Origin of the sequence: Lysobacter yananisis (assembly GCF_031199375.1) — a bacterium.
GTDB classification, from domain to species: Bacteria; Pseudomonadota; Gammaproteobacteria; order Xanthomonadales; family Xanthomonadaceae; genus Lysobacter; species Lysobacter yananisis.
The window spans coordinates 1,076,180-1,099,362 of sequence record NZ_CP133568.1 but is presented as its reverse complement, the minus strand read 5'-3'; the positions used below and the strand labels follow the sequence as shown (position 1 = coordinate 1,099,362).

The window sequence follows — 23,183 nt, the reverse complement described above, 5'->3', positions numbered from 1 at the left end:
CTCACCTTGGTTGCCCGCCGGTAAGGAAACCGGCGGGCATCTTTTATTGTAGGCCCGTGGTTGCCCCGTTCGCCTTCTGTTCGCCCTTGCGTTGTCTTGGCTTGCTTGCCGGCGGCGATTCGCTCTTAGTCGTCTTCTTCGCGGTCGGAGCCTTGCGGGCTGCCTTCTTCGTCACCGCAGTTGCTGCCTTACTGGACGCCTTTTTCGCTGCGATCGGAGCAGCCTTCTTCGCCGACGGCTTCCGGGTGCGACGTACGACAGGCTTGGCCGACGGCGCATGCTGAGCCAGCAGATCTTGGACCTGTCGCTTAGTCATGCCGCGCGCGATTGCGATTTTCTGGACTGACTCCGCGCGCGGACGGTTCTGGCCGCGCTCCCACATGTAAATGGCCTGGGCGCTGACCCCGAGCAGGATGCCGAATGCCTCCATCGTCAGCCCAAGCTTTTTACGCAGCTTCTTCAGCCCGCTGGCGGAGAACCGCGAGCGTGTTGCAGGAGCGTCTTCCGCGCGCTGGACAGCGACCGCGTTTCGACTTCCTGAGGCTATGCCCTTTTGAAGTTTGGCGACGTCAGCGCGCAGTGCCGCGATCATTTTGCGCTGCGCGCCCACTTGTTTGCGCAACGGTTCGACTTGGAGTTTGAGCTCCTTGCGCGTCAGTCGTGCTACTTCGGCTTTGAGAATCGTAGCGATGTTAGGCATGGGTGATCCTTGCTGTGGCCATTCGAGACTAGACGATTAGTTGTAGCCGGACAAATGGGGCTTGAGCGCGGTGAACTTCGCTAGCTGCTCATCCCAGCGATCCGGTGGAGCGATGGCCACGTCGTCCAACGTCCAGTCCGGAACGGTGTCGTCCAGGATCGCCTCGATCAGTTCGGGCGCGAGCAGCGTCATGTTGATCATGCGGGCGACGTAGCTGCGGTCGACATTCTCGCTGTCCGCGATGTCCTTCATGGACGCGACTTCGCCGGTGTCCAGCATCGCGCGCCATCGATAGCCGCGCACGAGCGCGGACTGGAGCGCAGTGAGCTCGGCGGAAAGCTCTGCGAACTGAACCTTGGTTTGGCGGAGACGACGCTTACCCGACCGGCGGCGAAGTTTGACGGGAACGCGGATGAGCGTGTCGCCATTGCTGATCTGGACGATGTCGGCGTCGCCGCCGACTTGGATGACGAGTTCGTTCATGCGTTGTCCTTCATGAGTTCTTGTATCGACGTGGCCGACCCCAGCGCATGCAGGCGGATCTCAATAGCGCTGTGTGTGACCACGACGCGCTCGATCAGCTGTTGTGCCAGCCGGGCTTGTTCTTCGGGGAAGAGCGACTCCCAGATGCGGTCGATCTGGCGCAAGGCGACGGTGACCCGCGCCTCATCCAGCGAGGGGTCTTTTGCGACGGCGGCCTTCACTACCTCGGCAAGTACGTCCTCGCGCTTGAAGATGTCGCGCAGCTGCTGCAGCACGATGTCTTCCAGCTCGCTGGCCGGAAGTCGGGGTAGCACGGACTCGGAGAGGCGGCCGCGCTCCATCGTCTCCCGCGTCTGGTAGTAGCGATAGAGCCGTCCGTTTCCCTTGGTGGTGTGCCAGGGGATCAGGGCGCGGCCGTCCGCCGCGAACACCAGGCCCTTCAACAAGAAGGAGATGCGCGAGCGCGTGACGTTGCCGCGCGCGACCGAGTTGGTCGAGAGCAGCGCATGGACTGCTTTCCACAGGTCCGAATCTATAATGGCCGGATGCGTGTCGGGAACCTCAGAGTCTCCATGCTTCAAGTGGCCGAGGTAAGTCCGGTTGTGAAGGATCTTGTGCAGCCCGCTCTTGTCCAGAACCTTGCCTTCGCGAAAGATCCCAGCCTTCGTGGTCCACGACTTGTTGCGGTACCCAAGGGCGCGCGCTCGCTCGGCGAGCTTCTGGATGGACTTCAGTGCCAGGAACTGGGTAAACGCCCAGCGCACGATCTCGGCCTCTTCAGGGTTGATGGCGAGACGGCGCTGCTCGATGTCGTAGCCCAGCGGCGGGATGCCGTGCATCCACAAGCCCTTGCGTTTGCTGGCCGCGAATTTGTCTCGGATACGCTCGGCGGTCACTTCGCGCTCGTACTGGGCGAAGGCGAGAAGCATGTTCAGCTGCATCCGCCCCATCGCGTCAGTGGTGTTGAAGTGCTGCGTGACCGAAATGAAGGTCACGTCGTGGGCGTCGAAGACCTTGATCAGGTCGTGGAAGTCCAGCAGCGAACGGCTCAAGCGATCCAGCTTGTACGAAACGATGACGTCCACGCGGCCGGCTTTGACGTCGGCGATCAGCCGCTGCAGGGCAGGGCGATCCAGGGTGCCGCCCGAGTAGCCGGCATCGTCGTACAACTCGCCCACCGGCACCCAGCCCTCGGAACGCCGGCTGGCGATGTAGGACTCCCCGGCGTCGCGCTGGGCGTCAATCGAGGTGTACAGCTGGCCCATGCCCTCATCGGTGGAGACTCTGGTGTACACCGCGCAGCGCAGGCGCGCGCGACCGTTCATGCCGCGCCCCGGACGATCCGCGCCGGCGCCAGCTCGCACTCCATCACCGACACATGGTACTTCTGCTCCAGCACCCGGAGCAGTTCGTCGTAATCCGCCGTCCTCGTTGAAAGGTGCTGGCGTCCGAGTACGGCGATGCAATCGATCTGCCGGGCCTCAGCGGCCTGGAGTAGGCGCTGCAATCCCGGGCGATTCTGGCTGTGCGCGCAGTAGCCGTCGTCGACGTAGACCGACAGTGTCGGGGTGACGTCGCAGCAGCGGTTGAGGGTTTCGACCAGCGTCACGCGCTGGACGGTGATGTGGTCGGGCGAGGCGATGGGAGTTTGGCAGTAGACGGCGATGCGCAGCGGCGTGGTCATGGGCGGGCCTCCGGGATGGGGGCGTCGTAGAGGAAGGAGTGGGGTGCGGAACGGGGCAGTCCAGGCGCTAATCGCGGGTGCGGCGCGGCGACCCAGAGGGCGACGTTGGCGCGCTCCAGCTTCATCTGCACGGTGAGCAGTTGGGTGTGGATGCGAGACAGGCGGTGGTACTCGGCGACCACGACGGCTTCGACGCCGCCGGCTTCGACGTGCGCCAGCAGCGATTGCAGGCCGGGCCGGTCCAGCGTCGTACCCGAATGGGCTTCGTCGCAGTAGATCACGCTCGCGTAAGCGCCCAATTGGGTGCGCAGGAACTGCCGCGTGATCCGGATCTGCTGGGTCAAGGCGTCGGAGTGGTAGCTGGGCGTGCGGATGTAGCAGGCGACGGTGCGGGGCGGTGTCATCGGGTCTTCCTTCCGGAAGCGGCATCGGCCTTGATGCCGAAGAAGAGCGGGCCGGACCAGCGCGTGCCGGTGATCTCGCGCGCAATCGCCGACAGACTGGAGTAGGGCTTGCCCAGGTACTCGAAGCGATCCTTGCCGAGGACGCGCACGGAATGCAGGGCGCCGTGGTAGTTTCGGGTGATCACGAGGCCGGGCTGCAGCCGGTTCTTGTCCTGCGCTTTCATGGTTCCGGTGCTCAGAAGGTGGCGGATGCGATCGTCGTTCGCGGCGACAATCGAAGAACGGGCCGCGCGCGCGGCGTCCTCTTGTATTCGGTGTGCCAGACGCCGCTCGACGTAGCGCCGGTTGTTGATGCCCGGCGGAGCGCCGAAGCGATCCGTCCACATCGCCTTCAGGTCGATCCACTTCATCTGGTAGAGCGATTCGATCTGGGCGATAACATTTTCAGGTAGCGGGTTAATGGACATCGCGTCGGTCTCTCCGTGGTGGTTTGAGGGCGCGGACAGTCACCCTCTCTTCGGAGGCGTTATCAAGGTCCACAGGGCGGTGCGCGGACGCGGAGTTTTTGCATCGCGTGCGCAGCAGGCCGGTGGCGAGTAGCTCGGCGACCATCAACAGTCGCTGCTGGGCAGAAGCGCGTATCGAATCGTTCATGAGATGTCCTTTTTCCTGCGGGGTGGTCCCGCGCGTGGGGTGGCGGATCTGGGCTCCGGCGCTCGGCGAATCCACACTTCGCCTTTGGACCAAGCAATGAAGCGCGAGGCGTTCTTCGAGAACAGTTGCCACATGCTGGTGTAGTTGTAATCGGTGTCGTAGCCGGCGCGTTCGACCAGGGCGCGCCAGCTGGTCGTGGCTTGACCGGATGCGTGCGCTTCTTTGAGCAAGCGCATGAACTCGCGTTGATTGCGACGCAGCTCCAGCGACTCGCCACCCAGGGTTAACCGGTTGTAGGGCGGCTGCAGGTCGAACCACAGCGTGGCGTCTTCGCGCAGCAGGTGCAGAAACTTGTCGGTGTCCAAGCGGATGCCTTCCACGTCCATGTGAGAGATTGAGTTCAATGCGACAAAGGTCTGGTTGGGATCGCCGTTGGGCGGCGAAGCGAGAGGGGACGAGGTGATCACGACGCGCCGACGCGTTCCGCTGTCGCGCTCCAGCGCCTGAAGGATTGGAGCAAGGTCTGGATGGAGCGCGGTTCGCAATAGGTACACGCAGGTGCGCGACGCATCGGCTCGGGACAGGCGCCACAGGCGTCCCTCGATCAGCGTCTCGGGCAGAGCATCCAGGTCCTCGACTTGGCGCGCCAAGGAGGCCGGCAGCCAGCTTTCGACTACGCTGACCGACAAGTACTCCGTGCCCAGCGTCACCACGCCCGCGCATCGACTGCATCGCACGGTGCGCTCGTCCCACACACCGATTTGCAACGACTTCTTGAGCTTGCAGCTCCGACATTCGACATGCCGGGCGCGTTTGGGCTCGGTCAACATACCGACTACTACGAACGGCTCCATCGCATCGTTGTCGTACGCTATGGCGGACGAGCCTGACCAGGCGCCAGACCGATACCGTAGACAGTCTCCCTTGAGTCACGTCCAAGCGATCGACGCCCCGGTTCTGCTGCTTCAGGGCGAGGCCGACCAGCGGTGCCCCCTGGGGCAAGCGGAGGAACTGTTTGCGCGCTTGGTACGCATCGGTCATGCCGAAGCCCGGATGGTCATCTTCCCGGGAGGTACGCACCACGTTTCGTCCACGGGGCGCCCAAGCCACCGAGAGGCCTTTTACAGGCACCTGGCCGACTGGGTTAGTGAGCGCTCCCGATCTTCCGACAAGCCCGACACCGCCTATGCCGTCTCTGAAGCGGAGGGCGTGAAGAGCAAAGATCGAACGAAGTCCCGGCAGAGCCCGACGACAATGCGGGAGGCTGCCAAGTAGCGGCTCAACTTCTTCGGCTTTTCGCGCGGCCTTAATGGTGCGCGGTTCAGCGTTTTACGCCAGATATCCCCCCGCCAACCGATGGAGATACGCCAATGGGCAGCACGAACATGCCGACGAGCGCCGTCAAGACGCCGAACAAGACCGTCACCGCCAAAACTCCGAGCAAATCCGCAGCCACCAAACAGTCGGCGTCCACGGCCGGGGCAAAGAAGACATCGAGCGCACGGGAGCTCATCGCTCCTAACGGCGACAAGCGGCTCGTTCGACGCGATGCTCAAGGACGTATCAAAGAGAGCGACGACCTTGGCCGCTCCCTGGCTCAAGACGTTCGTCGCTCTGCGAAAACGAAGGTCAAGGCCGGTCACGGTGATAGTGGAGACCAATCGCGCAAGTAATCGGCCGGAGCGGCGGCGAGATAGCGCGGGCGAGGTAGGAAGGCACTGCAGCCACCTCTTCCGAAAGAGCGCCTCCGCAGGTGAGCATAGATCGGTTGGACGAGAAGATGAAGAGCAGGCAGCAAAGAAACAAGGAAGTAACGATCACGCACTACCGCAAGGGCGGAGACGGTGCCGACCTGGCCCTCGATCAGATCAGCGATGATGTCCCCGACGAAGAGCTATTGTGGGTGGACATATCGAGCAGTGACGAAAGCCTCGTGCGCGAGACAGCCAAAAGGCTAGGCCTGTCAGAAGTACTGGCCGACCGATTGGCATCAAGGCGCGATGGGCCGTGGATCGACAGCGATGGGAGCCAATTCGCAGTTCTGGTCATGGCCGCCGTCCACGAAGGTAATCTGGCATTCCACGGTGCTCCATTTGCCCTGGCGGCCGGCAAGAACGTAATCCTATCTGTGCACGCCGATCCGCTGAACTTCGTCGATGAGCTGCGTTCACGTGAAGGGCGTCGGTCGAGAGTCGGTGCTCTAACGGCCGAAAGCTTCGTGGCGTCTCTGCTCGGATGGCATCTCGACAGTTACTTTCAGGCAGCGTCGGACTATGAGCGGTACGTCGAGCGATTGGAAGAGAGTGTCCTGCGAAGCCATGAGGGCGAGCGCCTGAACGAACTCCGACAGCTCCGTAAGGGCGCGTCAAGACTGCGGCGAATGCTGGCCCCTCATCGATACATCTTCTCCAGTCTTGCGCGGCCGGACTTTCGTCCAGATACGTGCTCGGAAGCGAAGAAGCAATTTACGTTGCTAGCCGATCATTACGAGCGCGCGATGGATGTCATCGAGAATGCCAGAGACCTCATGATCGGAAGCTTTGAGCTGTTTTCAAATCAAGTGGCGCTACAGACAAACGAAACCATGCGCGTGTTGACATTTATTACCATTGTAATCGGCCTGCAGACTGTCGTCGCTGGCGTACTAGGTATGAACTTCGATGCCCCGTTCTTCAAGACACATGCGCTGGGTTTCTGGATCGCTTTAGTCGGGATGGGTGTTTTGTGCATAGGAAGCTTACTTGTCGGACGCTGGAGACGCTGGTACTAGGATCTGGGCCATCAGCATGACGAACGATCAGGATGCTGACGATCGGGGTCTCATCGCAGCGCTGACGAAAATTTGTATGTGATCTAAAGATCGCCAGATTTCACAGGGCTCGCATTCGCAGCTTTTAAAAACTATCCGGAGCGTATTGGCCAGTGCGAAGCAAACCTAATTTCTTTCGAAGAAACGGCCTTAGCCTGGTACTGGCCGTGATCTTCCTGATCTTCCTGCTCGGACAGGTCCTGACCGGCCATGCCGCCTGGAACGAAGAGCTGCTGCGTGAAGGCCAGGCGCCGTTGAGCCTGTGGGCATACTTCGACAGCGGGCATTTCATTTCCGCGACCTTCGAGAACTGGGAAAGCGAGTTCCTGCAGATGGGCATGTACGTGCTGCTGACGGTGTGGCTGCGGCAATGGGGTTCGGCGGAGTCGCGCGGATTCGACGAGGAGCCCGACAAGATCGAACCGGGGCCGGCGCCGTGGCCGGTGCGCAAGGGCGGGTGGTGGCGCAAGCTGTACTCGCACTCGCTGACTGCGGCGTTCATGGGCTTTTTTCTCGCCTCGTTCGCATTGCACGCGTACGGTAGCTGGCGCCACGAGAACGACGAGCGCAGGCTGCAAGGGCGCGCACCGGAGACCTTTGTCGAGCACGTCGGCGGTTCCACGTTCTGGTTCGAATCGTTCCAGAACTGGCAGAGCGAGTTCCTGGCGGTGCTGTCGATCGTGGTGCTGTCGATCGTGCTACGCGAAGACAAGTCGCCCGAATCCAAGCCGGTGCGCGCGCCGCACCATCAGACCGGAGCTTAGGCGATGCTCGCAGGCATGCCGGCATGAGCGTAGTGACGCCCTATGTCAGCTATCTGCTGTGGCTGATCGCTGGCTACCTAGACTTCGCCTGCCACCGGCGCACGCAGCTACCGCAGACCTCTGGTCTACGCGAGTCGGCCTTGCATCTAGCGCAGTTGGCCTTGCTTGCGGTCGCCATGACGCTTGGACTGGCGCTGACCATTGGACCTGCGGTGTTCGCGGCGCTGGTCGTTCTGGTCGCATCGCACGCTGTGCTGGGCTTTCTCGACACGCGCCAAGCCTACGGCCGCCGCGAGATCCGTCCGTTCGAACAGCACCTGCACAGCGTGCTCGACCTGGCGCCGGTGGCGGCGCTGTGGTGGACGTTTTCCTGGTGGTACCGGGCCGACGCGCCACTCACCTGGCGCGATCCGCCGGCGCCGACGGCGGTGTGGATCACCGTGATCGCGCCGGCGCTGCTGCTGTGCGTCACGCCGGCCTTGCTCGAGCTCCGCGCCGCGCTCGCCGTCGCGCGCGCGCGACGCCGCAGCGAGCCCGCGCGAGGTTAGGGCACGAGCACGACCTTGCGGCAGTCCTCCTGCTTGCGGTCGAACACCTTGTAGCCCTCCTCGGCGCGGCTCAGCGGCAGGCGGAGGGTGATGATCTCCTCATCGCAGATCGCCGCTGGCGACGCGCTCGAACCCGGCTCAGGTCGCCGCTGAGTGGATCGCCGGGCCTGCGCCGGCGCGCCGTTCTTGGCGCCGGCGTTGGTTTCGCCGAGGGTGCTGGTCAAGGTTTCGGCGTCGGCGCCGGCATGCGCGCCCTCGGGCGGCGTGAGCGCGTCGGCGCGGCCGTGTTCGGCGGCCTTGTTCGGGTTGTGGTCCAGGCTCGCGGCCAGGCGATCCGCGGCCTGGCCTTGGCGGGCGATGCGCCGCGGACCTTCGGGCTCGGCGGACGGCTTGCGTTTCGCCCGTGCGGGCGCGGTGTCTGCGCGGTTCTTGTTCGGCTTCTTCGCGGCGGCTTTGCCGGCGGTGGACTTTCGGGACGGGACGGTCTTGCGTGTGGCCATTGCGGAGCCTCCGGAGGCGGGTGCGGAAGGCACCGCGGTAGACGACGCAATATCTGTGCCGCCACGCCGCGCCGATTCGACAGCGTCGCTGTGACGGGCGGTGCGCGCATTCGCGCAGCAGCTGCACGGCCGCGCAGTTCTTGCAGGCCGCGACGCGCTGCGGCGTATTCGCGGCCGCTATGGCGCGATCGCGGCTGGCACGGAAGCTGCGTCGCCAGGGTTACCCCTCCGAGGAGTCCGCTCATGCATGCGCTGAATCGCAAGACCGTCGCGACGCCGTTGCTGGCGTTGTCGTTCGCCGTCCTGGCTGGAGGCACGATCGGCGCACCGGCGCAGGATCCGCCGACGACCCGCACCACCTCGCCCGCGAACCGCGGCGGCAACCCGACCACCGAAGCGACTCAGCGCGATTCGGATTCGCAGGCGCTGGGCCTGCTCGCCGCGCTCAACGAAAACGAGATCGCCGCCGCGCGCCAGGCGCAGCAGAAGGGCGTGAGCGGTCCGTATCTGGAATTCGCGCAGCTGATGCAGACCCAGCACGGCGACAATCTGCGCAAGACCCGGCAGCTCGGCACGCCGGGGGCCGGCGCCGAAGTCGAATCGCTGAAGAACAAGGGCCGACAGGAGTTGGCCGAACTCGGCCGGCATCAGGGCAAGGATTACGAAGTCGCCTACGCCCGGGCGATGGTGAAGGGCCACGAGGAAGCGCTGGCCTTGATCGACGACCGCTTGAGCGACCTGGCGCGCTCGGCCGCGGTGAAGAGCCATCTGGCCCAGACCCGGCAGCACGTGGCCATGCATCTCGAGCTGGCCAAGGATTTGCCGGCCGCCGCCGCGACCGCGGCGCGCTGAGCGCGGCGCACGTCGGGCCCGGCGCACAGCCGGGTTCAGCGGAGAATCAGCGCAGCGCTATCGTCTGACGCATGCGCCCTTCAAGCGTGATCGGCATGCGTGCCGGCGCGGCACCGTGATCGTGGACGCGGTTCCATACCGTCTCGATCGCGGCGCGCGCCTGTGACCACTCCAGGCACGAACGCTCGCGCAGGCGCTGATAACGCACCTGGGTCGAATCCCACATTTCGTCCAGCGCGCGGCCGCGGGCGCGCAGGCAGGCGTCGAGCGCCACTTTGATCGCCGGCCGCACGTCTTCCAGGCGAAGGTGCGCGCAACCCGGCAGCGAACGATAATGCGATCGCCAATAACTCAGTTCGGCTTCGTAATCGATGACGAATCCATCGTTGCCGGCGTCCTGGCTGGGATACGTTTCGCAGATGCTGCGGCCCACGGCTCGATCTCCTGTTGGTTGCGGATGGTTGGTTGAGTTGCGCCCCTGAACGGCATGAACCGTAAAAGCGCCGGTGTGGATCGGTGGTGAAGATTCGCGTGGAAAACACGTTAAAAGCAAGCATCGGCCCGGTCGGCGCGGGCCGGCGTGGTTGATGGACGCGGTCGCTGGCTGAGTCGTGGGATAGGATCTTTCCTGGCTATAGGCGCAACCTGCCGGCGCGGCGCGGCGTAAGCGCTGCGCGCAGGCGACGCGCGCGTTAACGCGGTTTCCAGCAGGCGGGTGCCGCCGCACACGCAGCGCTAGCGGTGCGGGGCCCAGCGTGGATTCACCGTCTCGACAGGATCACGCGCCATGTGCCGCAACGAGATCGACGTCCAGCTATGCGCGTTCGAAGCAGCATTCCCGTTCCTCAAGGCCGCGATGGACGCCAGTTCGCTGGAGCGCGAGGTCTCCGGCTTCCGCGCGGAACTCGTCCCGCAGGCTGCCGACGACGCGGAGCGCAGCGAGATCGAAGCGCGCTTGGCGGCAGCGATGCGGTCGTAACGATCGCGCAGCCGATCACGGACGAGGCGGCTGCGGCTCGGGTGCGGGCTCGTTGCCGGTCTCGGCGCGCTGCTGGCAATCGGCCAGTGCCGACCCCGACAGTCCGCCGCAGGCCGTGCGCTCCGACGTTTGCTCGATGCCGGGCTCCCCGCGTTGCTGCGGCTGCGCCGCGCGCGTGGTGTCGCTGGTCGTCGAGCGTTCCGGCGTATCGCTGCGCCGGCGGTCGCACGCGCCGCAGGCCAGCGCGACGGTGAGCGGTAAAGCGAGCGCGGCCGCGGCCGCGCACAGGCGCGCGGCGTTCACGAGTCCGTCTCCCGCGAAGGCGGGGAGGGTTCCAGCCACGGCTCGCCGGGCGCTGCCTGCGCACGCGCGGACGGCTGCAGGTGGTCGTGGACCTCGCGCACGCCAGGCACCGCGCGGATCGCGCGCAGCGCAGCGTCGCGCCGGGCATCGACGATGTGGCCGGTCGCGACGATGCATCCTTCCTCGGCCTGCACATCGATGCATCCTTCCTCGGCCTGCACATCGATGGACCCGCCGAGCCCGTTGCGGTCGAGCGCAGCGCGGACCGCGGCGACCAACCGAGCGTTGTCGGTGTCGTCCGCGACGCCGGCGGCGCTCGCAGTGGTGGGAATGTCTTCGACGCCGTGGCGCTCGGCCGCGGCGTCGTTGCCGGGCCGTGCGGCGCGGCGCGAATCCAGCAGGCAGGCGGCGGCCACAGTACCGGCGGCGAAGGCGAGGGCGTGAGTCAATAAACGTGTCATGGAAATCTCCTGGCGGGGTGAAGCAACGAAGGGACGGATGTGGTCGCCGGCGCCAGCGCTGAAGGATGTCGCCGGTGTGCAAGCGGTGGCGGCGACCGCGCTGCGGCGCGCTTGAGGCGCAGCGGCGAACTGACAAGGGCGTTCGATCGTGCGGCGGAGCAACAGGGTCGTGTGCGCGGCGATAGCGTCGCGTCAACCCGATGCGCCGCTGTCTGCAGCGCGGGTTAACGGCTGCAGCCGTAGCGTTAACGTTCTCTGCTGCGCCGCCGGCGCGGCGCGCTGCGGTCGAGTTGGATCCACGCTGGCGCGTGATCGCTGGGCTTGGCCAGCGCGCGCACCCAGCGGTCGACGCCGGCGTCTTTCAGTCGCGGCGCCAGCACCGCATTCAACAGCAGATGATCGATGCGCAGCCCCGCGTCGCGTTCCCAGTGGCGACGGAAGTAATCCCAAAACGTGAAAGGCCTGGGCTCGGGGTGCTGTTGCAGCAACGCATCGGTCCAGCCCTGGTCGAGCAGGCGCTGGTAGCGGTCGCGGCTTTCCGGCTGCAATAGTGCGTCGCGGCGCCACGACTTCGGGTCGTAGATGTCGGCATCGGTCGGCACCACGTTGAAATCGCCGGCCAATACCACCGGATGCTCGCTGTCGGCCCAGGCGCGCGCGTGGCGGATCAGGCGGTTGAACCAATCGAGCTTGTAATCGAACTTGGGTCCAGGCTGCGGATTGCCGTTGGGCAAATACAGGCAGCACACCATCAGCCCGTGCACGGCCGCTTCCAGATAACGGCCTTGGACGTCACTGTCGTCGCCGGGCAGGGCGCGACGGATCTCCACCGGTTCGACGTCGCGCCCCAGGATCGCGACGCCGTTCCACGAGCGCTGCCCTTGCCACAGCGCACCGTAGCCTGCGCTTTCCAGCTCGGCGCGCGGAAATGCGGCATGTTCGGCCTTCAGTTCCTGAAGGCAGACCACGTCCGGCGCCTCGCGTCCGAGCCAGCGCAGCAAATGCGGCAGGCGCGGGCGTATGCCGTTGAGGTTGAAGGTCGCAACTTTCAGGGTCTTGCGTTTCATGGCCGTCGCGGCGCGGTTGTCGTGGTCAGCTCATCGCCGCCGGCGCGGCGTAGTCGAGCGCCTGCACGCCGGAGGTTTCCAGCACCGGGCGCAAATGTTCCTGTTCCTGCGCCGGCGCGTCCACCAGGACCAGAATGCGGCCGGCCGCGATTTCGTCGTCGAAGCGCTGGCGCACCGGATCGGGCAAGGACGACCCCATCAACGCCGAAGCCCACGTACCCACCGCGGCGCCGACCGCCGCGACCAGGGCCGCGCCGGCCAAGGTCACGCCCAACGGCGTGATGACGGTGGCCGCCAAGCCGGCGAGCAAGCCGGTGGCGCCGCCGACGCCAGCGCCGCGCACAGCGGCGGGAATGAAGTCGGTGTCGGCCTGCTTGTGGCGGTCGGCGATGCGTTCGAGTTCGATGTCCGAGCGCGCGACCAAGGAAACGGCGTCGTCGCCGATGCCTTCTCCGCGTAGCAATGCCAGGGCCTTGCGCACAGTTTCGATGTCGCGGGCGAGATAGACGCGGCGTTCGATCATCGGTGGCTCCGGTTGCGGATGTGGCTCGCCGTTACGCTGCACGGCGCGGCGTTAGCAGCCCGCGAAAGCGGCGCGTCCGCGGTGCGCTACGACGAAGTTGCGCGCAGATCGTTCCGTGAGCGAAGCGTTTTCGCTCGCACTTCCGCGCCGTTAAGCACGTGCGTACGAAGCGTTCGCGCGGCGTGCGCTTGTGCCGGTGCGCGGCCACGGCCGACTAACTTTTGCGGGTGCATGGTAGCTCAGACGTATCGACGCACCTTCGAGGCAACCATGAACCAGGCAGCCACCGGTAAGAAGGACGAACTGGACCGAGCGCTGGACGACAGCTTCCCCGCCAGCGATCCGCCGGCCGCGACCTCCGGCACCACCGCGACCCCGACCCAGCCCCACACCGCCGCCGTGCATCGGCCCGAAACGGGGCTGGTACATGTATACCGAGTCGTCGCGCCGCCGGATGCGGACGCCCCGTTCGGCCGTCAGCCGACGTACTCGGCCGGGCGCTGGACTTCTGCGGGAACGCCTGCGCTGTACGTGTCCGGCAGCGCGGCCGGCGCGATCCTAGAGCATCTCGCCCACGCGCCGCACGAGCAGGAGTTGCTGCTGGCATCGGCGACGCTGCCCGACGATTGCGTCGTCGTGCAGGCGGCGCTGCCATCGACGTGGTCGGACTTCCCGCACCACCCGCAGGCGCAGTGCATCGGCGATCAATGGGTCGAGGCCGGCGCTTCGCTGGCGCTGAAGCTGCCGAGCGCCCTGGCGCCGGACAGCTTCAACTACCTGATCAACCCGGGCCACGTCGACAAGGTGCTGATGCAGTCGATCCAGGTGCGGCCGCTGCGGATCGATCCGCGTTTGACCCAGCGCACGGAGGCCTCATGAGCGACGCCGCCTCGCACGCCAGCGCACGCACGCTGCCGATCTGGCAATCGCTGGACGCCCTGACCCAAGCAGGGTTTCGCGGCCGCGCGCCGCGTGAGGCCGACGTGGTGGTGATCGGCGCGGGCATCGCCGGGCTGACCACCGCGACCGCGCTGCTGCAGCAGGGGCGCCAGGTCGCCTTGATCGACCGCAGCGGATTCGGCGACGGCGAATCGCTGCGCACCACCGCGCACCTGGCCAGCGCGCTCGACGACCGTTACACCCGGCTGCGCCGCTGGCACGGGCCGCAGGGCGCGCGCCTGGCGGCGCTCAGCCACAGCGCCGCGATCGATTGGCTCGAAGCCTTTTGCGCGGCTGCCGGCGGCTGCGGATTCGCGCGCGTATCGGGCTATCTATTCGCTCACGACGGCAACGCCGAGCGCCTGCGCGAAGAAGCGCAGGCGGCGCGCGATGCCGGGCTCAACGCGCGGCTGATTTCCAGCGGCCTGTCGCCGTGGCCGCAGTTGGGCGCGATGCTCGAATTCCCGCAGCAGGCGCGCGTCGATATGGGACTGCTGATGCAGGCCCTGGCGCTGGCGGCGATCGAACAAGGCGCGGTCTGCGTGCACGCCGACGCCGTCGCCGTCGAAGGCGGCGCGCCGGCCTCGGTGACGCTCGACGACGGCGCCGTGATCGCCGCGCGCGCAGTCGTGGTCGCCACCAATACGCCGTTCAACGAACGCGTGTCGCTGCACACCAAGCAGGCGGCGTACCGCAGTTATGTCGTCGCCGCGCAGTGCCGCGAGGGTGCGGTGCCCGATGCGCTGTTGTGGGACGACGCCGATCCGTACCACTACGTGCGCTGGCTGGAAGACGCCGAACGGCCTGGGCACGGCTGGGCCATCGTCGGCGGCGAAGACCATCGCACCGGCCAGGACGCGGACACGACCGCCTATGTGCGCCTGCAGGACTGGGCGAAGCAGCGGTTTCCCGGTCTGGGGAACTTCACCCACGCTTGGTCGGGCCAGATCATGGAACCCGCCGACGGCCTGGCCTTCATCGGCGCCGACCCGGCCGGTGCGCAGAACGTCTTCGTCGCCACCGGCGATTCGGGCAACGGCGTGACTCACGGCACCATCGCCGGCCTGCTGTTGAGTGAGCTGATCCAGGGACGGCCGCATCCCTGGAGCGCGCTGTACGATCCGTCGCGCAAGTCGGTGCGGGCCGGCGGCGAATGGCTGCAGGAAAATGCCAATACCGCTGCGCAGTATTCCGATTGGGTGACCCCCGGCGACATCCGCGACGCCAGCGAGCTCGGGCTCGGCGAAGGCGCGACGTTGCGGCGCGGGCTGCGCCGGCTGGCCGTGTATCGCGACGGGACCGGCGCGGTGCACACGTTCTCGGCGCGCTGCCCGCATCTGGGCTGCGCGGTGCGCTGGAGTCCGCAGGAAAAATCCTGGGACTGCCCCTGCCACGGCTCGCGCTTCGACGCCGTCACCGGCGCGGTCCTTAACGGTCCCGCGCAACGGCCGCTGGAAGCGGCCGATCCGGATCGCGGCACGGATTGATGCGCGCCGGCTTCGACAAGGTCGTGATCGCGGCGTTGCTCGGCAACGCGGCGGTCGCGGCGACCAAATTCGTCGCCGCGGCCTGGACCGGCAGTTCGGCGATGCTCAGCGAAGGCGTGCATTCGCTGGTCGACACCAGCAACCAGTTGCTGCTGCTTTACGGTTTGCGTCGTGCGCAGCGCCCGCCCGACCTCAGCCATCCCTTCGGTTATGGGCGCGAGCTGTATTTCTGGGCGTTCATCGTCGCGCTGATGGTGTTCGCGGTCGGCGCCGGCGTTTCGCTGTACGAGGGCGTGGCGCACATCCGCGACCCGCATCCGATCGACCGACCGCTGGTCAGCTACGCGGTGCTGGCGGCCTCGCTGCTGTTCGAAGGCGGCAGTTGGTGGGTCGCGCTGAAGCGATTCCGCCAAGCCAAGGGACGCCGCGGCTGGATGCAGGCGTTCCGCGACAGCAAGGACGCCACCACCTTCACTGTTCTGTTCGAAGACACCGCCGCGATGCTCGGCCTGCTGCTCGCGTTCGCAGGCATCGCCCTGTCCCAATGGACCGCGGACCCGCGTTACGACGGCTACGCGTCGCTCGGCATCGGCGCGGTGCTCGCGGTCACCGCGATTCTGCTCGCGCGAGAAACCAAGGGCCTGTTGCTGGGCGAGGCCGCGCAGCGCCAGGTTGCGGACGACATCCTGCGCATCGCCAACGCCGACCCGGCGATACGCCGGGCCAACGGTGTGTTGACCCAGCAGCTGGGTCAGGAATCGATCATGGCGGCCTTGAGCGCGGACTTCCACGATGCCTTGACCACGCCGCAGATCGAAGCCTGCATCCTGCGCCTGGAAGCCGCGGTGCGTGGCGAGCATCCGGATGTGATCGCCTTATTCGTCAAGCCGCAGACCGCGCAGACGTGGGAGCGGCGCAGGCTGCGGCTCGAAGCGGAAGCCTGAGCCGTCGGATACGGATGCTTCGCCCCATCCGGCCGGCTAGTCGTCGTCGGCGAAATCCTCGTCGGTGTCGTCCGCGTATGCCGATTCGCTGTCCGCTGCAGCGGGTTCGAGCAAAGTGTAGTCGTCGCGGGTCTTGTCCTGGATCACGCGGCCGACCGGATACGCATCCAGCGCAGGCAGGCGCAGTCCCTTCAACGATGCGCCGGGAAACCAGCCACCCGGCTTCAACCAGCGTTGCCAGCGGTCGGCAGGAACGAACACCGGCCCATCCTGGGTCAACGGCGCGGGGATCGCCGGATTGGGGCCGGTCAGCAGGGTGAACGTGTAGAGCGCGGGCCCGTCGCGATCCCAGCATTCCCACAACCAGGCCAGCAGCAAAGGCTCGCCCGAACGCGCGTGGATGAAGTACGGCCGCGCCGGCGCAGTGTTGCGGTCCCACTTGTAGTAGCCGCTGATCGGCACCACACAATGCTGCGACTGCCACGCTCGCCGGTACATTCGGCTGCGCGCGGCGCGATCCAGGCGCGCGGTGACGGTGGTGTAGCGCGTCTGCGGCGACGGCGACCACGGCGGCACCAGGCCCCAAACGCATTCGCGCAGGCGCGGGCCGTCGGGCATGCCGAGAACGGCGACGGCGGTGTCGTGGCCGGCGATGTTGTAGCGGTCGGGCGCGGCCCGCAGCGCATCGGCGAAGGCGGGGAAAGTGGCCGACGCCCAGTCTGTTTCGGCCGAAAGCGCCTGCACGAATCTACGCATACCCGCGAGCCTGCTGCGGTGCGGCGATGCAGAGGCGGGCGAGCGCGCCGAGCGGCTTGACCGACATGGCCTACTGCGGCTGCGAGTCGCTGGGATGGTGAACGCCATCGCTGACCGGCACCGGATCGAGCCATAGCGGATCGACGCTTTGCAGACAACCGACGTTGACGCCGTATTCGTTGGGATCGGAGCGCCGCTGGTGATGGGTATAGACACCGCACACCGAGCAAAAGTAATGCTTGGCTGTTCGGGTATGGAACTGGTAGAGCCTCAGCGCTGCGTGCCCCCTAACGACTCGCAGATCGGGCAGCGGCACCGTTGCCACGATTGCGCCCCGGCGACGGCATAGCGAACAGTCGCAACGCTGCGGATCGACGATGCCGTGCGGCAGCCGCAGCTCCAGTTCCACCGCGCCGCAATGGCAGGTGGCGCGGTGGACCGGCCCGATCGTCGTGCCGCCGACAGATCGAATGCGTGTTGCGCTCACGAGGCCTTCCCTTCGCCGCGGAAGCGCCGGCTGCGCCAGGCCAGCATCTGTCCGACCACCGCGGTCGCCAGCAGGCAACTGTTGGTGACGACGAATACCCAGTTGTCGAGCAAGACGCTGTACACCACAAATCCCAGCGAGGCCGCACATTGTCCGATGAACAGCCAGCTCGACACGCCCTCCTGATCTGGGCTGCGGGCTTGCTTGACGATTTGGCGCACCAAGGTGGCGATCAGCACAGCGGAGGACATCCATCCGATCCAGTCCGATTGCATGGGACCAAAAGCCTCCAGTCTTGGGCGTATGGCGGGGCTCGTTCCACCGCGGGGCGTGAATCCGGCAGACGGCGGTCGTCACTGTGCTTTCCCGCGGTTCGTAGCCGCTGCCGCGGTCGTCAAATACGCTGCAATGCCCATGGTTAGGGATCTGCGAAGGCGACCGCCCGCCGCGAAGACGTCGAACGAACACCCGCCGGGCGATGAAACTACACCGGCTGGCGCGGCCATTGAGGTGGGCATGGGCATCCTGGAACGAAAGCGTTGGACGCGGCGGCAGGTCGGCGTCTGGTTGCTCGGCGCTGTCCTGACGACCGCCTTGGTGGCATGGATCGCGGTGAACTTGGCCGGTCCGGAAAAGCGCATTCAGCGCCTGCCGGAGCACCGCTACGGAGTGGAAGACCCGCAGTTCCGGCGCGAAATGTCGATCATGCTCGGGCCGGGCATCGTCGCCGGCAATGAAGTCGTGGATCTGCAGAACGGCGACGAGATCTTCCCGGCGATGCTGGAGGCGATTGCGGCGGCGCGGCGTTCGATCACCTTCGAGACTTACATCTATTGGTCAGGCGAGGTCGGCCGGCGTTTCAGCCGTGCGCTGGCCGAGCGCGCGCGCGCCGGCGTCGAGGTGCGCCTGACCGTCGACTGGCTCGGCAGCGCCAAGATGGATGCGGACTTGCTCGATGAGATGCGCAGCGCCGGGGTGCAGATCGAGCGTTATCGGCCGCTGGACTGGTACAGCTGGGACCGGTTCAACAACCGCACCCATCGCAAGCTGTTGGTGGTCGACGGCGCCGTGGCGTTCACCGGCGGTGTCGGCATCGCCGACCAGTGGCGGGGGCACGCGCAGGACCCCGAACATTGGCGCGAGGCGCATTTCCGCCTGCGTGGTCCGGTGGCTGGTCAGTTCCAGGCCGCCTTCAACGACAACTGGATCAAGATGACCGGCCGGCCTCTCTCAGGGCCGGTCTATTTCCCGTCGTTGGCGCCGGTCGGCGGCGTCGACGCGCAGATGTTTCTCAGTTCGCCCACCAGCGGCAGCGAGAGCATGCACCTGATGTACTTGATGGCGCTCACCGCCGCGCGGCGTTCGATCGATCTGTCTGCGTCGTATTTCGTTCCGGACGAACTCATCGTACAACCGCTGTTGCGCGCGCGCTTGCGCGACGTGCGCGTGCGCATCCTGGTCCCCGGCGAGCACACCGATTCGGAAACCGTAAGGCTCGCGTCAAAGGCGCAATGGGGCGCCCTGCTCGCGGCGGGCGTCGAATTCCACGAATATCGGCCGACGATGATGCATGTGAAGATGTTGATCGTGGACGACTACCTGGTGTCGGTGGGCTCGACCAATTTCGATATCCGATCGTTCCGGCTTAACGATGAGGCCAGCCTCAACGTGTACGACCGCGGATTCGCCCAGCGCATGCGCAGGGTGTTCGAGAGCGATCTGGCTCGGTCCCGGCCCTACACGCGCGACGCGTGGCTGCAACGGCCCTGGCATCAGCGCGTCCGCGAGGCTTTGGTCCGCCCCTTGCGTTCGCAACTGTGAGGCGGGCGTACGGTGGCGCGGTGATCGGCTTGCGAGCGCGGTGGATGAGATGCACGCATCGGTCGAAATGCCGATAGTCACTCACCGGTCGCCCATTCCAGGAGTCGCGGCCCGTTACGAAGGCGGCGCCGCGGCAGTCGAGTCTCCGCCGGCGCAACCTGTCATGGATGCAGCGAACGCGACTGCGCGCAGCGCGCATGCACCGACTGCTTGAGTACTGCGAGGGCCACCGCGGTACGGCGCCGGCTCGGTGCGGCGACGCAATCGGCGGGGATCCGCACCGTCAGGTCGCGCATGTGCGCATCGATCGCGGTGGCTGCGATGCACACATCGGTCGAAATGCCGGTGATGGCCACTTCGCGGCAGCCGCAATGCTCAAGAAGCACCGCCAGCGGCGTGGAATGAAAGGCCGACTGTTTGGGCTTGAGCACGTAGAAGTCGTCCGCCTCCGGCGCTAGCAAGTCCGCTATCGGCGCGCCACGGCAAGTCTCGTGGCGGCAGACCGCGACCAGTTCGCGGAAATCGGCGTGCCACTGGCCGAAATTGTCGTTGGCGTAGATCACAGGCGCGCCGACGCGGCGGAAGCGGCGCTTCAGCGCGGCGATCCGGCGCGCGGCCGGCAGCGCCTGCTTGAGCAGCGCCTGCCCGTCCGCGAAATCGAGGAAGTTGAACATGTCGACGATCAGCAGGGCGATCTGGGGCGGAGCGGCGTTCGTCATCGATCATCGATTCCGCGACGGCTTGGACGTTGGCGAAAGCAAGCTTTCTGAAAAGCTGCCTCCGGACAGGTTAGCGCGCCGCGAAGAGTGGAGCGACCGCGCTGGATTCACGCGATCGGAAGAAGTACGGCGCTATTTTCGATGCCCTGTCCATTGGGAGCGATCGACGATGGCCAAGAAACCTACCCGTTCCAAAGGCGGTGCATCGGATCACCTCGTCCAGGCCAGTACCACTTCGCAGCGGCAGTAGGCCATTCAGGCCGACGTGGAGCGCAAGGACGCCAGGAAGGCGGCGAGCTCGGGCAAGAGGGCGCCGGTCCAGGCCGGGCCTCGGCAACATCCCGAAAACCCGCTGCCCAAGCAGCATCAATCCAAGCCTGGCCACGAGCACCTGCTCGAGCCCGCGCCGGAATTCCTCTCGCGCGACTATCGCGGCAGCGGCAAGCTCGATGGGAAGGTCGCTCTGGTGACGGGCGGCGACTCGGGCATCGGCCGCGCGGTCGCGGTGCTGTACGCGCGCGAAGGCGCGGACGTGGCGATCGTCTACCTGAGCGAACACCAGGACGCACACGACACCCGCGCCTGCATTTAGGACGAAGGCCGGCGGAGCCTGGCCATCAGCGGCGATGTACGCGATTCGCGGTTCTGCGCGGATGCGGTCGCGCAGGTCGTCAATGCCTTCGGCCGGCTCGACATCCTGGTCAACAACGCCGCGTTCCAGCAACACAGCGATGCGCTTGAAGATCTGACCGATGCGCATTTGCAGGAGACCTTGCAAACCAACATCGCCGGTTACTTCTACATGGCGCGCGCCGCGCTAGCGCACTTGCCGCGCGGCGGCGCCATCATCAACACCGGCTCCGAAACCGGCCTCTTCGGCAATGAGCGCTTGCTCGACTATTCGGCCACCAAGGGCGCGATCCATGCGTTCACCCAAGCGCTCGCCAGCCAGTTGCTGCCGCGCGGCATTCGGGTGAACGCAGTCGCGCCGGGTCCGGTGTGGACGCCGCTCAATCCCGCCGACCGCCCGGCCGAAGAAGTCGCCACATTCGGCCAGGACAGCGACATGGGACGTCCGGCCCAGCCCGAGGAGATTTCGCCTGCCTATGTCTTCCTCGCGTCCGCGTTGATGTCGTCGTATGTCAACGGCATCGTCTTGCCGGTCACGGGAGGACATCGGGGTGACGGCGCGCGGACATGGATAACGCCGCCGCTAGAGATGCGCGCAGTGTTACGTCGACGACCGCGGCGTGCGTCGCATTTTTGCACGAGATTCGGATATGACGTGGAATTCTACGAAGTAGTCAGCGCTGTTCAGCACTATTGCACGGAGAGCCGCCCTCTCAGGCAGCGTATAGTCGCATGTTATGTCCCGAGATTTGGCCCGCACCCGGCTTTTCGGCGCCCGTGAGCCGAAGTCGCCTGTAATGCTCGGTCGCGGGATACCGCGCGAATTAAAACATCGTCCCAGCCTATGGTTGAACTCTCGCCGACGTCGTCCGCGGGATACGCTGCGGGGGTTAAGCCGCCGTCCATGTGTGAACAGTTCTGTACGGGTTCCGAGAGGCAATGCTTGCGCCAAGTCCTGCAACCTATGTCGCTTCGCGCGGATTGGAACTGCGTTCGCTTTACCGCGCCGCCTGCGCATCGCTCCCGTGGAAGTGAATCGACCAGAGCGGTGTTCATGCATTACCTCAAATTGAGGGCAAGTTCGAACGACTTGGAGGGGCCGCACGCGGGGTCTATCCATGAACATTGCTTGGCGGGGTTACACCGGGCAGCCCCCGCCCTGCGCCTCATTCTGCACACGTCAGCAGAGTAAGATCTGAAGCGCAAATGCCTCAGGGAGCTTCGGGATCACTGGATGTATAGCGTTGCCCTGAGATCGGGTTGCGGTATACCCCCGCGGACTGCACCACGAGAGTGTTCCCAAGGGGCGAAAGGATGCGTAACTCTCCATCAAGGAAAGATTCATTGGCCGCATAGGGCGCGCCGCGAGGGGCGCCATGTAAGCATTGCAGATAACATGGCCTGTCATCCGACGTCATGGCTTTGATCAGCCAAGAGTGGAAGTGAATCTTCATCGCCTGCGACCTCGAGTCCCCCATGTTGCTGTACCCGCCCGAGCGGTTGCATTGCGTTGCAGGATCATGTGATGCCTTAAGGGATCTATGCAGCCAGGACGGGAGGGCGGGGGTTAACACTCTGCGGTAGCGGTGATCGTGTGTAATTTAGTGGAGGCCTGTTTGCTGCCTTCGGCTTGCGCGTTCCCACGCTATCCATACGATCGGAATCGCGCCGTCCCATGACAGGGAAGAGTTCCCTCGTATGTCAGCATACCTAGCGCGAAGCTTGGGAAGCAGGTCCTCGAAAGAGATTTCCGGGGAAGTGATATGGCCGAAGATACCCAGGTACAACGCAGGCGCGAATTCGCTGAAGAGCAAGTCGTGACGGAAGAATGGGGCGTCTTGGTAGTGTGTTGCCCAGTAGGCTAGGCCGCCGCGGCTGGTGGCGCAGGGAAGCGCGTGCATGAAGTAAGCCCCGATGAGTGGATGGATGCACAAGCTTGCGCTGCTGAGCCGTGATACGCGATATGGCGCTTCAGTCAGCTGACGAGCGGTTACCAACACCCTCGTAGAGTTGGTCGCCCTATCAATAGGGGTTACACCGTACGCCCCTTCTATGGTGAATGCCAGCTATTTATTTTTTCGTAATGCGGCTGGTTAAATGCGCTATAGCGCATACTCGTGACCCTGCTACGCGGGGCGAGGCTCGATGGAGTGGTATATCTATTGGTTCCTGTTCACCCTGTCGAACGAACAGGCGTCCAGATGATCGTGCCGGACGCATTGCACGAATGTGGATACCGGCGTGTGGATCGATCACTGTCTCCGTTTAGCGAAGCAGTTGAACGATCCTTGGGTAGAGAATTTCTGTCTATTCATTGCGTGATTCGCCGTGAATTTTTTTGGCTTCCAATGATCGAAGCTCGACTACGTAAGCTGATGCAACAAGCCAGATGGCATGGCAAGCTCAACCCTGTGGCTCACTGAGGTACTCATGCAGCAGAACTTTGACATCGCCATTGGGCGATGTGAGTCGGTCGATGGGAAAGAGGTGGTCGTACAACTGGACACGGCGATGGTTAGTCGCTTGGTGCCAGGACACCCCTGGAACAGAAACGGAACCAGTAGACTTCGGTTGTCACCGGCACTGTGCAGCGTATCGCGGCCGCCACAGGCGGGGCGCGAGGCATTTCTCGATCGAGACGCCATTCTCAGAAACCCGCCGGGGCGCTT

28 protein-coding genes and 1 pseudogene are annotated in these 23,183 nt (G+C 65.2%); 12 read left to right on the top strand and 17 right to left on the bottom strand.

Annotated elements, in window-relative coordinates; translation table 11 throughout:
- Positions 1-43: 43 nt before the first annotated feature.
- The 7 genes from RDV84_RS04710 to RDV84_RS04680 all read right to left on the bottom strand — a co-directional run bounded on the left by RDV84_RS04710 (position 44) and on the right by RDV84_RS04680 (position 4,755).
- Positions 44-700, bottom strand: a complete 657-nt coding sequence (locus tag RDV84_RS04710; RefSeq protein ID WP_250447855.1) for a helix-turn-helix domain-containing protein — start codon at positions 698-700, stop codon at positions 44-46.
- Positions 701-736: 36 nt separating this feature from the next.
- Positions 737-1,183, bottom strand: coding sequence for a LacI family transcriptional regulator (locus RDV84_RS04705; protein WP_309152642.1), 447 nt, complete (start codon positions 1,181-1,183; stop codon positions 737-739).
- Positions 1,180-2,508 (bottom strand): recombinase family protein, encoded by a 1,329-nt coding sequence (locus RDV84_RS04700; protein WP_309152641.1) that lies wholly within the window; start codon positions 2,506-2,508, stop codon positions 1,180-1,182. The genes RDV84_RS04705 and RDV84_RS04700 overlap by 4 nt, the downstream gene beginning before the upstream one ends.
- Positions 2,505-2,867 carry a recombinase family protein gene (locus RDV84_RS04695; RefSeq protein WP_250447850.1) on the bottom strand — a complete coding sequence of 121 codons (363 nt, stop codon included), beginning with the start codon at positions 2,865-2,867 and terminating at the stop codon, positions 2,505-2,507. Before RDV84_RS04695 ends, RDV84_RS04700 begins: the two co-directional genes overlap by 4 nt.
- Positions 2,864-3,271, bottom strand: coding sequence for a recombinase family protein (locus tag RDV84_RS04690; protein WP_250447848.1), 408 nt, complete (start codon positions 3,269-3,271; stop codon positions 2,864-2,866). Before RDV84_RS04690 ends, RDV84_RS04695 begins: the two co-directional genes overlap by 4 nt.
- Complete coding sequence (locus RDV84_RS04685) at positions 3,268-3,738, bottom strand: DUF2924 domain-containing protein (RefSeq protein ID WP_250447846.1); 471 nt, start codon at positions 3,736-3,738, stop codon at positions 3,268-3,270. The genes RDV84_RS04690 and RDV84_RS04685 overlap by 4 nt, the downstream gene beginning before the upstream one ends.
- A 183-nt stretch (positions 3,739-3,921) precedes the next feature.
- Positions 3,922-4,755: a hypothetical protein gene (locus RDV84_RS04680; RefSeq protein ID WP_309152640.1), complete on the bottom strand. Its 834-nt coding sequence runs from the start codon at positions 4,753-4,755 to the stop codon at positions 3,922-3,924.
- A 43-nt stretch (positions 4,756-4,798) separates the two neighbouring features.
- On the opposite strand from RDV84_RS04680, the gene RDV84_RS25835 reads away from it, so the two are divergent.
- From RDV84_RS25835 to RDV84_RS04660, 5 genes are all read left to right on the top strand, one after another.
- Positions 4,799-5,200: an alpha/beta hydrolase family protein gene (locus tag RDV84_RS25835; RefSeq protein WP_425606448.1), complete on the top strand. Its 402-nt coding sequence runs from the start codon at positions 4,799-4,801 to the stop codon at positions 5,198-5,200.
- A gap of 95 nt (positions 5,201-5,295) precedes the next feature.
- Complete coding sequence (locus tag RDV84_RS04675; protein WP_309152639.1) at positions 5,296-5,598, top strand: hypothetical protein; 303 nt, start codon at positions 5,296-5,298, stop codon at positions 5,596-5,598.
- Positions 5,599-5,693: 95 nt separating this feature from the next.
- Positions 5,694-6,695, top strand: a complete 1,002-nt coding sequence (locus tag RDV84_RS04670) for a magnesium transporter CorA family protein (protein ID WP_309152638.1) — start codon at positions 5,694-5,696, stop codon at positions 6,693-6,695.
- A gap of 152 nt (positions 6,696-6,847) precedes the next feature.
- On the top strand, positions 6,848-7,498 hold the full coding sequence (locus RDV84_RS04665; protein ID WP_309152637.1) for a DUF6766 family protein: 651 nt from the start codon (positions 6,848-6,850) through the stop codon (positions 7,496-7,498).
- A gap of 23 nt (positions 7,499-7,521) precedes the next feature.
- Entirely contained in the window at positions 7,522-8,046 is a 525-nt protein-coding gene (locus tag RDV84_RS04660) for a hypothetical protein (RefSeq protein ID WP_309152636.1), read from the top strand.
- Here RDV84_RS04660 and RDV84_RS04655 read toward each other — a convergent pair.
- Entirely contained in the window at positions 8,043-8,579 is a 537-nt protein-coding gene (locus RDV84_RS04655; protein ID WP_309152635.1) for a hypothetical protein, read from the bottom strand. The two genes, RDV84_RS04660 and RDV84_RS04655, sit on opposite strands and share 4 nt — an antisense overlap.
- A 210-nt stretch (positions 8,580-8,789) precedes the next feature.
- Between RDV84_RS04655 and RDV84_RS04650 the strand changes: the two genes are divergently transcribed.
- Complete coding sequence (locus tag RDV84_RS04650; RefSeq protein ID WP_309152634.1) at positions 8,790-9,398, top strand: DUF4142 domain-containing protein; 609 nt, start codon at positions 8,790-8,792, stop codon at positions 9,396-9,398.
- 46 nt (positions 9,399-9,444) lie between these two features.
- Here the strand turns inward: RDV84_RS04650 and RDV84_RS04645 are convergent, their stop codons facing one another.
- Positions 9,445-9,831 (bottom strand): hypothetical protein, encoded by a 387-nt coding sequence (locus RDV84_RS04645; RefSeq protein ID WP_309152633.1) that lies wholly within the window; start codon positions 9,829-9,831, stop codon positions 9,445-9,447.
- A gap of 354 nt (positions 9,832-10,185) precedes the next feature.
- On the opposite strand from RDV84_RS04645, the gene RDV84_RS04640 reads away from it, so the two are divergent.
- Complete coding sequence (locus RDV84_RS04640) at positions 10,186-10,377, top strand: hypothetical protein (RefSeq protein ID WP_309152632.1); 192 nt, start codon at positions 10,186-10,188, stop codon at positions 10,375-10,377.
- 15 nt (positions 10,378-10,392) lie between these two features.
- Here the strand turns inward: RDV84_RS04640 and RDV84_RS04635 are convergent, their stop codons facing one another.
- The 4 genes from RDV84_RS04635 to RDV84_RS04620 form a co-directional block, all read right to left on the bottom strand.
- Positions 10,393-10,680, bottom strand: coding sequence for a hypothetical protein (locus RDV84_RS04635; protein WP_309152631.1), 288 nt, complete (start codon positions 10,678-10,680; stop codon positions 10,393-10,395).
- Entirely contained in the window at positions 10,677-11,141 is a 465-nt protein-coding gene (locus RDV84_RS04630) for a BON domain-containing protein (RefSeq protein ID WP_309152630.1), read from the bottom strand. Before RDV84_RS04630 ends, RDV84_RS04635 begins: the two co-directional genes overlap by 4 nt.
- Positions 11,142-11,386: 245 nt before the next feature.
- Positions 11,387-12,208, bottom strand: a complete 822-nt coding sequence (xth, locus tag RDV84_RS04625) for an exodeoxyribonuclease III (RefSeq protein WP_309152629.1) — start codon at positions 12,206-12,208, stop codon at positions 11,387-11,389.
- Between the two features lie 25 nt (positions 12,209-12,233).
- On the bottom strand, positions 12,234-12,731 hold the full coding sequence (locus tag RDV84_RS04620; protein ID WP_309152628.1) for a hypothetical protein: 498 nt from the start codon (positions 12,729-12,731) through the stop codon (positions 12,234-12,236).
- A 270-nt stretch (positions 12,732-13,001) separates the two neighbouring features.
- On the opposite strand from RDV84_RS04620, the gene RDV84_RS04615 reads away from it, so the two are divergent.
- The 3 genes from RDV84_RS04615 to RDV84_RS04605 are packed head-to-tail and all read left to right on the top strand — an operon-like array spanning position 13,002 to position 16,101.
- Positions 13,002-13,610, top strand: a complete 609-nt coding sequence (locus RDV84_RS04615; protein ID WP_309152627.1) for an RES family NAD+ phosphorylase — start codon at positions 13,002-13,004, stop codon at positions 13,608-13,610.
- Positions 13,607-15,157 (top strand): FAD-dependent oxidoreductase, encoded by a 1,551-nt coding sequence (locus RDV84_RS04610; RefSeq protein ID WP_309152626.1) that lies wholly within the window; start codon positions 13,607-13,609, stop codon positions 15,155-15,157. Before RDV84_RS04615 ends, RDV84_RS04610 begins: the two co-directional genes overlap by 4 nt.
- Positions 15,157-16,101: a cation diffusion facilitator family transporter gene (locus RDV84_RS04605; protein WP_309152625.1), complete on the top strand. Its 945-nt coding sequence runs from the start codon at positions 15,157-15,159 to the stop codon at positions 16,099-16,101. Before RDV84_RS04610 ends, RDV84_RS04605 begins: the two co-directional genes overlap by 1 nt.
- 36 nt (positions 16,102-16,137) lie before the next feature.
- Here RDV84_RS04605 and RDV84_RS04600 read toward each other — a convergent pair whose 3' ends face one another.
- From RDV84_RS04600 to RDV84_RS04590, 3 genes are all read right to left on the bottom strand, one after another.
- On the bottom strand, positions 16,138-16,857 hold the full coding sequence (locus tag RDV84_RS04600; RefSeq protein WP_309152624.1) for an SOS response-associated peptidase: 720 nt from the start codon (positions 16,855-16,857) through the stop codon (positions 16,138-16,140).
- 70 nt (positions 16,858-16,927) lie between these two features.
- A complete protein-coding gene (locus RDV84_RS04595; RefSeq protein ID WP_309152623.1) occupies positions 16,928-17,344 on the bottom strand; it encodes a GFA family protein in 417 nt (138 codons plus the stop codon).
- The gene (locus RDV84_RS04590; RefSeq protein ID WP_250447585.1) at positions 17,341-17,619 is read right to left on the bottom strand and encodes a hypothetical protein; all 279 of its coding nucleotides are present in this window, start codon (positions 17,617-17,619) and stop codon (positions 17,341-17,343) included. Before RDV84_RS04590 ends, RDV84_RS04595 begins: the two co-directional genes overlap by 4 nt.
- A 241-nt stretch (positions 17,620-17,860) precedes the next feature.
- Between RDV84_RS04590 and RDV84_RS04585 the strand changes: the two genes are divergently transcribed.
- Positions 17,861-19,165: a phospholipase D-like domain-containing protein gene (locus RDV84_RS04585; protein WP_309152622.1), complete on the top strand. Its 1,305-nt coding sequence runs from the start codon at positions 17,861-17,863 to the stop codon at positions 19,163-19,165.
- Positions 19,166-19,326: 161 nt separating this feature from the next.
- Here the strand turns inward: RDV84_RS04585 and RDV84_RS04580 are convergent, their stop codons facing one another.
- The gene (locus tag RDV84_RS04580; protein ID WP_309152621.1) at positions 19,327-19,884 is read right to left on the bottom strand and encodes a cysteine hydrolase family protein; all 558 of its coding nucleotides are present in this window, start codon (positions 19,882-19,884) and stop codon (positions 19,327-19,329) included.
- Positions 19,885-20,137: 253 nt separating this feature from the next.
- On the opposite strand from RDV84_RS04580, the pseudogene RDV84_RS04575 reads away from it, so the two are divergent.
- Positions 20,138-21,067, top strand: a pseudogene (locus RDV84_RS04575) (SDR family oxidoreductase); the annotation flags it as partial.
- Positions 21,068-23,183: the final 2,116 nt, after the last annotated feature.

Coding starts and splice junctions, on each gene's coding strand:
- RDV84_RS04585 (WP_309152622.1), top strand. CDS start 17,861: ATGGGCATCCTGGAACGAAAGCGTTGGACGCGGCGGCAGGTCGGCGTC.
- RDV84_RS04710 (WP_250447855.1), bottom strand. CDS start 700: ATGCCTAACATCGCTACGATTCTCAAAGCCGAAGTAGCACGACTGACG.
- RDV84_RS25835 (WP_425606448.1), top strand. CDS start 4,799: ATGGCGGACGAGCCTGACCAGGCGCCAGACCGATACCGTAGACAGTCT.
- xth (WP_309152629.1), bottom strand. CDS start 12,208: ATGAAACGCAAGACCCTGAAAGTTGCGACCTTCAACCTCAACGGCATA.
- RDV84_RS04675 (WP_309152639.1), top strand. CDS start 5,296: ATGGGCAGCACGAACATGCCGACGAGCGCCGTCAAGACGCCGAACAAG.
- RDV84_RS04600 (WP_309152624.1), bottom strand. CDS start 16,857: ATGCGTAGATTCGTGCAGGCGCTTTCGGCCGAAACAGACTGGGCGTCG.
- RDV84_RS04620 (WP_309152628.1), bottom strand. CDS start 12,731: ATGATCGAACGCCGCGTCTATCTCGCCCGCGACATCGAAACTGTGCGC.
- RDV84_RS04605 (WP_309152625.1), top strand. CDS start 15,157: ATGCGCGCCGGCTTCGACAAGGTCGTGATCGCGGCGTTGCTCGGCAAC.
- RDV84_RS04690 (WP_250447848.1), bottom strand. CDS start 3,271: ATGACACCGCCCCGCACCGTCGCCTGCTACATCCGCACGCCCAGCTAC.
- RDV84_RS04580 (WP_309152621.1), bottom strand. CDS start 19,884: ATGACGAACGCCGCTCCGCCCCAGATCGCCCTGCTGATCGTCGACATG.
- RDV84_RS04615 (WP_309152627.1), top strand. CDS start 13,002: ATGAACCAGGCAGCCACCGGTAAGAAGGACGAACTGGACCGAGCGCTG.
- RDV84_RS04685 (WP_250447846.1), bottom strand. CDS start 3,738: ATGTCCATTAACCCGCTACCTGAAAATGTTATCGCCCAGATCGAATCG.
- RDV84_RS04640 (WP_309152632.1), top strand. CDS start 10,186: ATGTGCCGCAACGAGATCGACGTCCAGCTATGCGCGTTCGAAGCAGCA.
- RDV84_RS04705 (WP_309152642.1), bottom strand. CDS start 1,183: ATGAACGAACTCGTCATCCAAGTCGGCGGCGACGCCGACATCGTCCAG.
- RDV84_RS04610 (WP_309152626.1), top strand. CDS start 13,607: ATGAGCGACGCCGCCTCGCACGCCAGCGCACGCACGCTGCCGATCTGG.
- RDV84_RS04695 (WP_250447850.1), bottom strand. CDS start 2,867: ATGACCACGCCGCTGCGCATCGCCGTCTACTGCCAAACTCCCATCGCC.
- RDV84_RS04680 (WP_309152640.1), bottom strand. CDS start 4,755: ATGTTGACCGAGCCCAAACGCGCCCGGCATGTCGAATGTCGGAGCTGC.
- RDV84_RS04630 (WP_309152630.1), bottom strand. CDS start 11,141: ATGACACGTTTATTGACTCACGCCCTCGCCTTCGCCGCCGGTACTGTG.
- RDV84_RS04700 (WP_309152641.1), bottom strand. CDS start 2,508: ATGAACGGTCGCGCGCGCCTGCGCTGCGCGGTGTACACCAGAGTCTCC.
- RDV84_RS04660 (WP_309152636.1), top strand. CDS start 7,522: ATGAGCGTAGTGACGCCCTATGTCAGCTATCTGCTGTGGCTGATCGCT.
- RDV84_RS04590 (WP_250447585.1), bottom strand. CDS start 17,619: ATGCAATCGGACTGGATCGGATGGATGTCCTCCGCTGTGCTGATCGCC.
- RDV84_RS04650 (WP_309152634.1), top strand. CDS start 8,790: ATGCATGCGCTGAATCGCAAGACCGTCGCGACGCCGTTGCTGGCGTTG.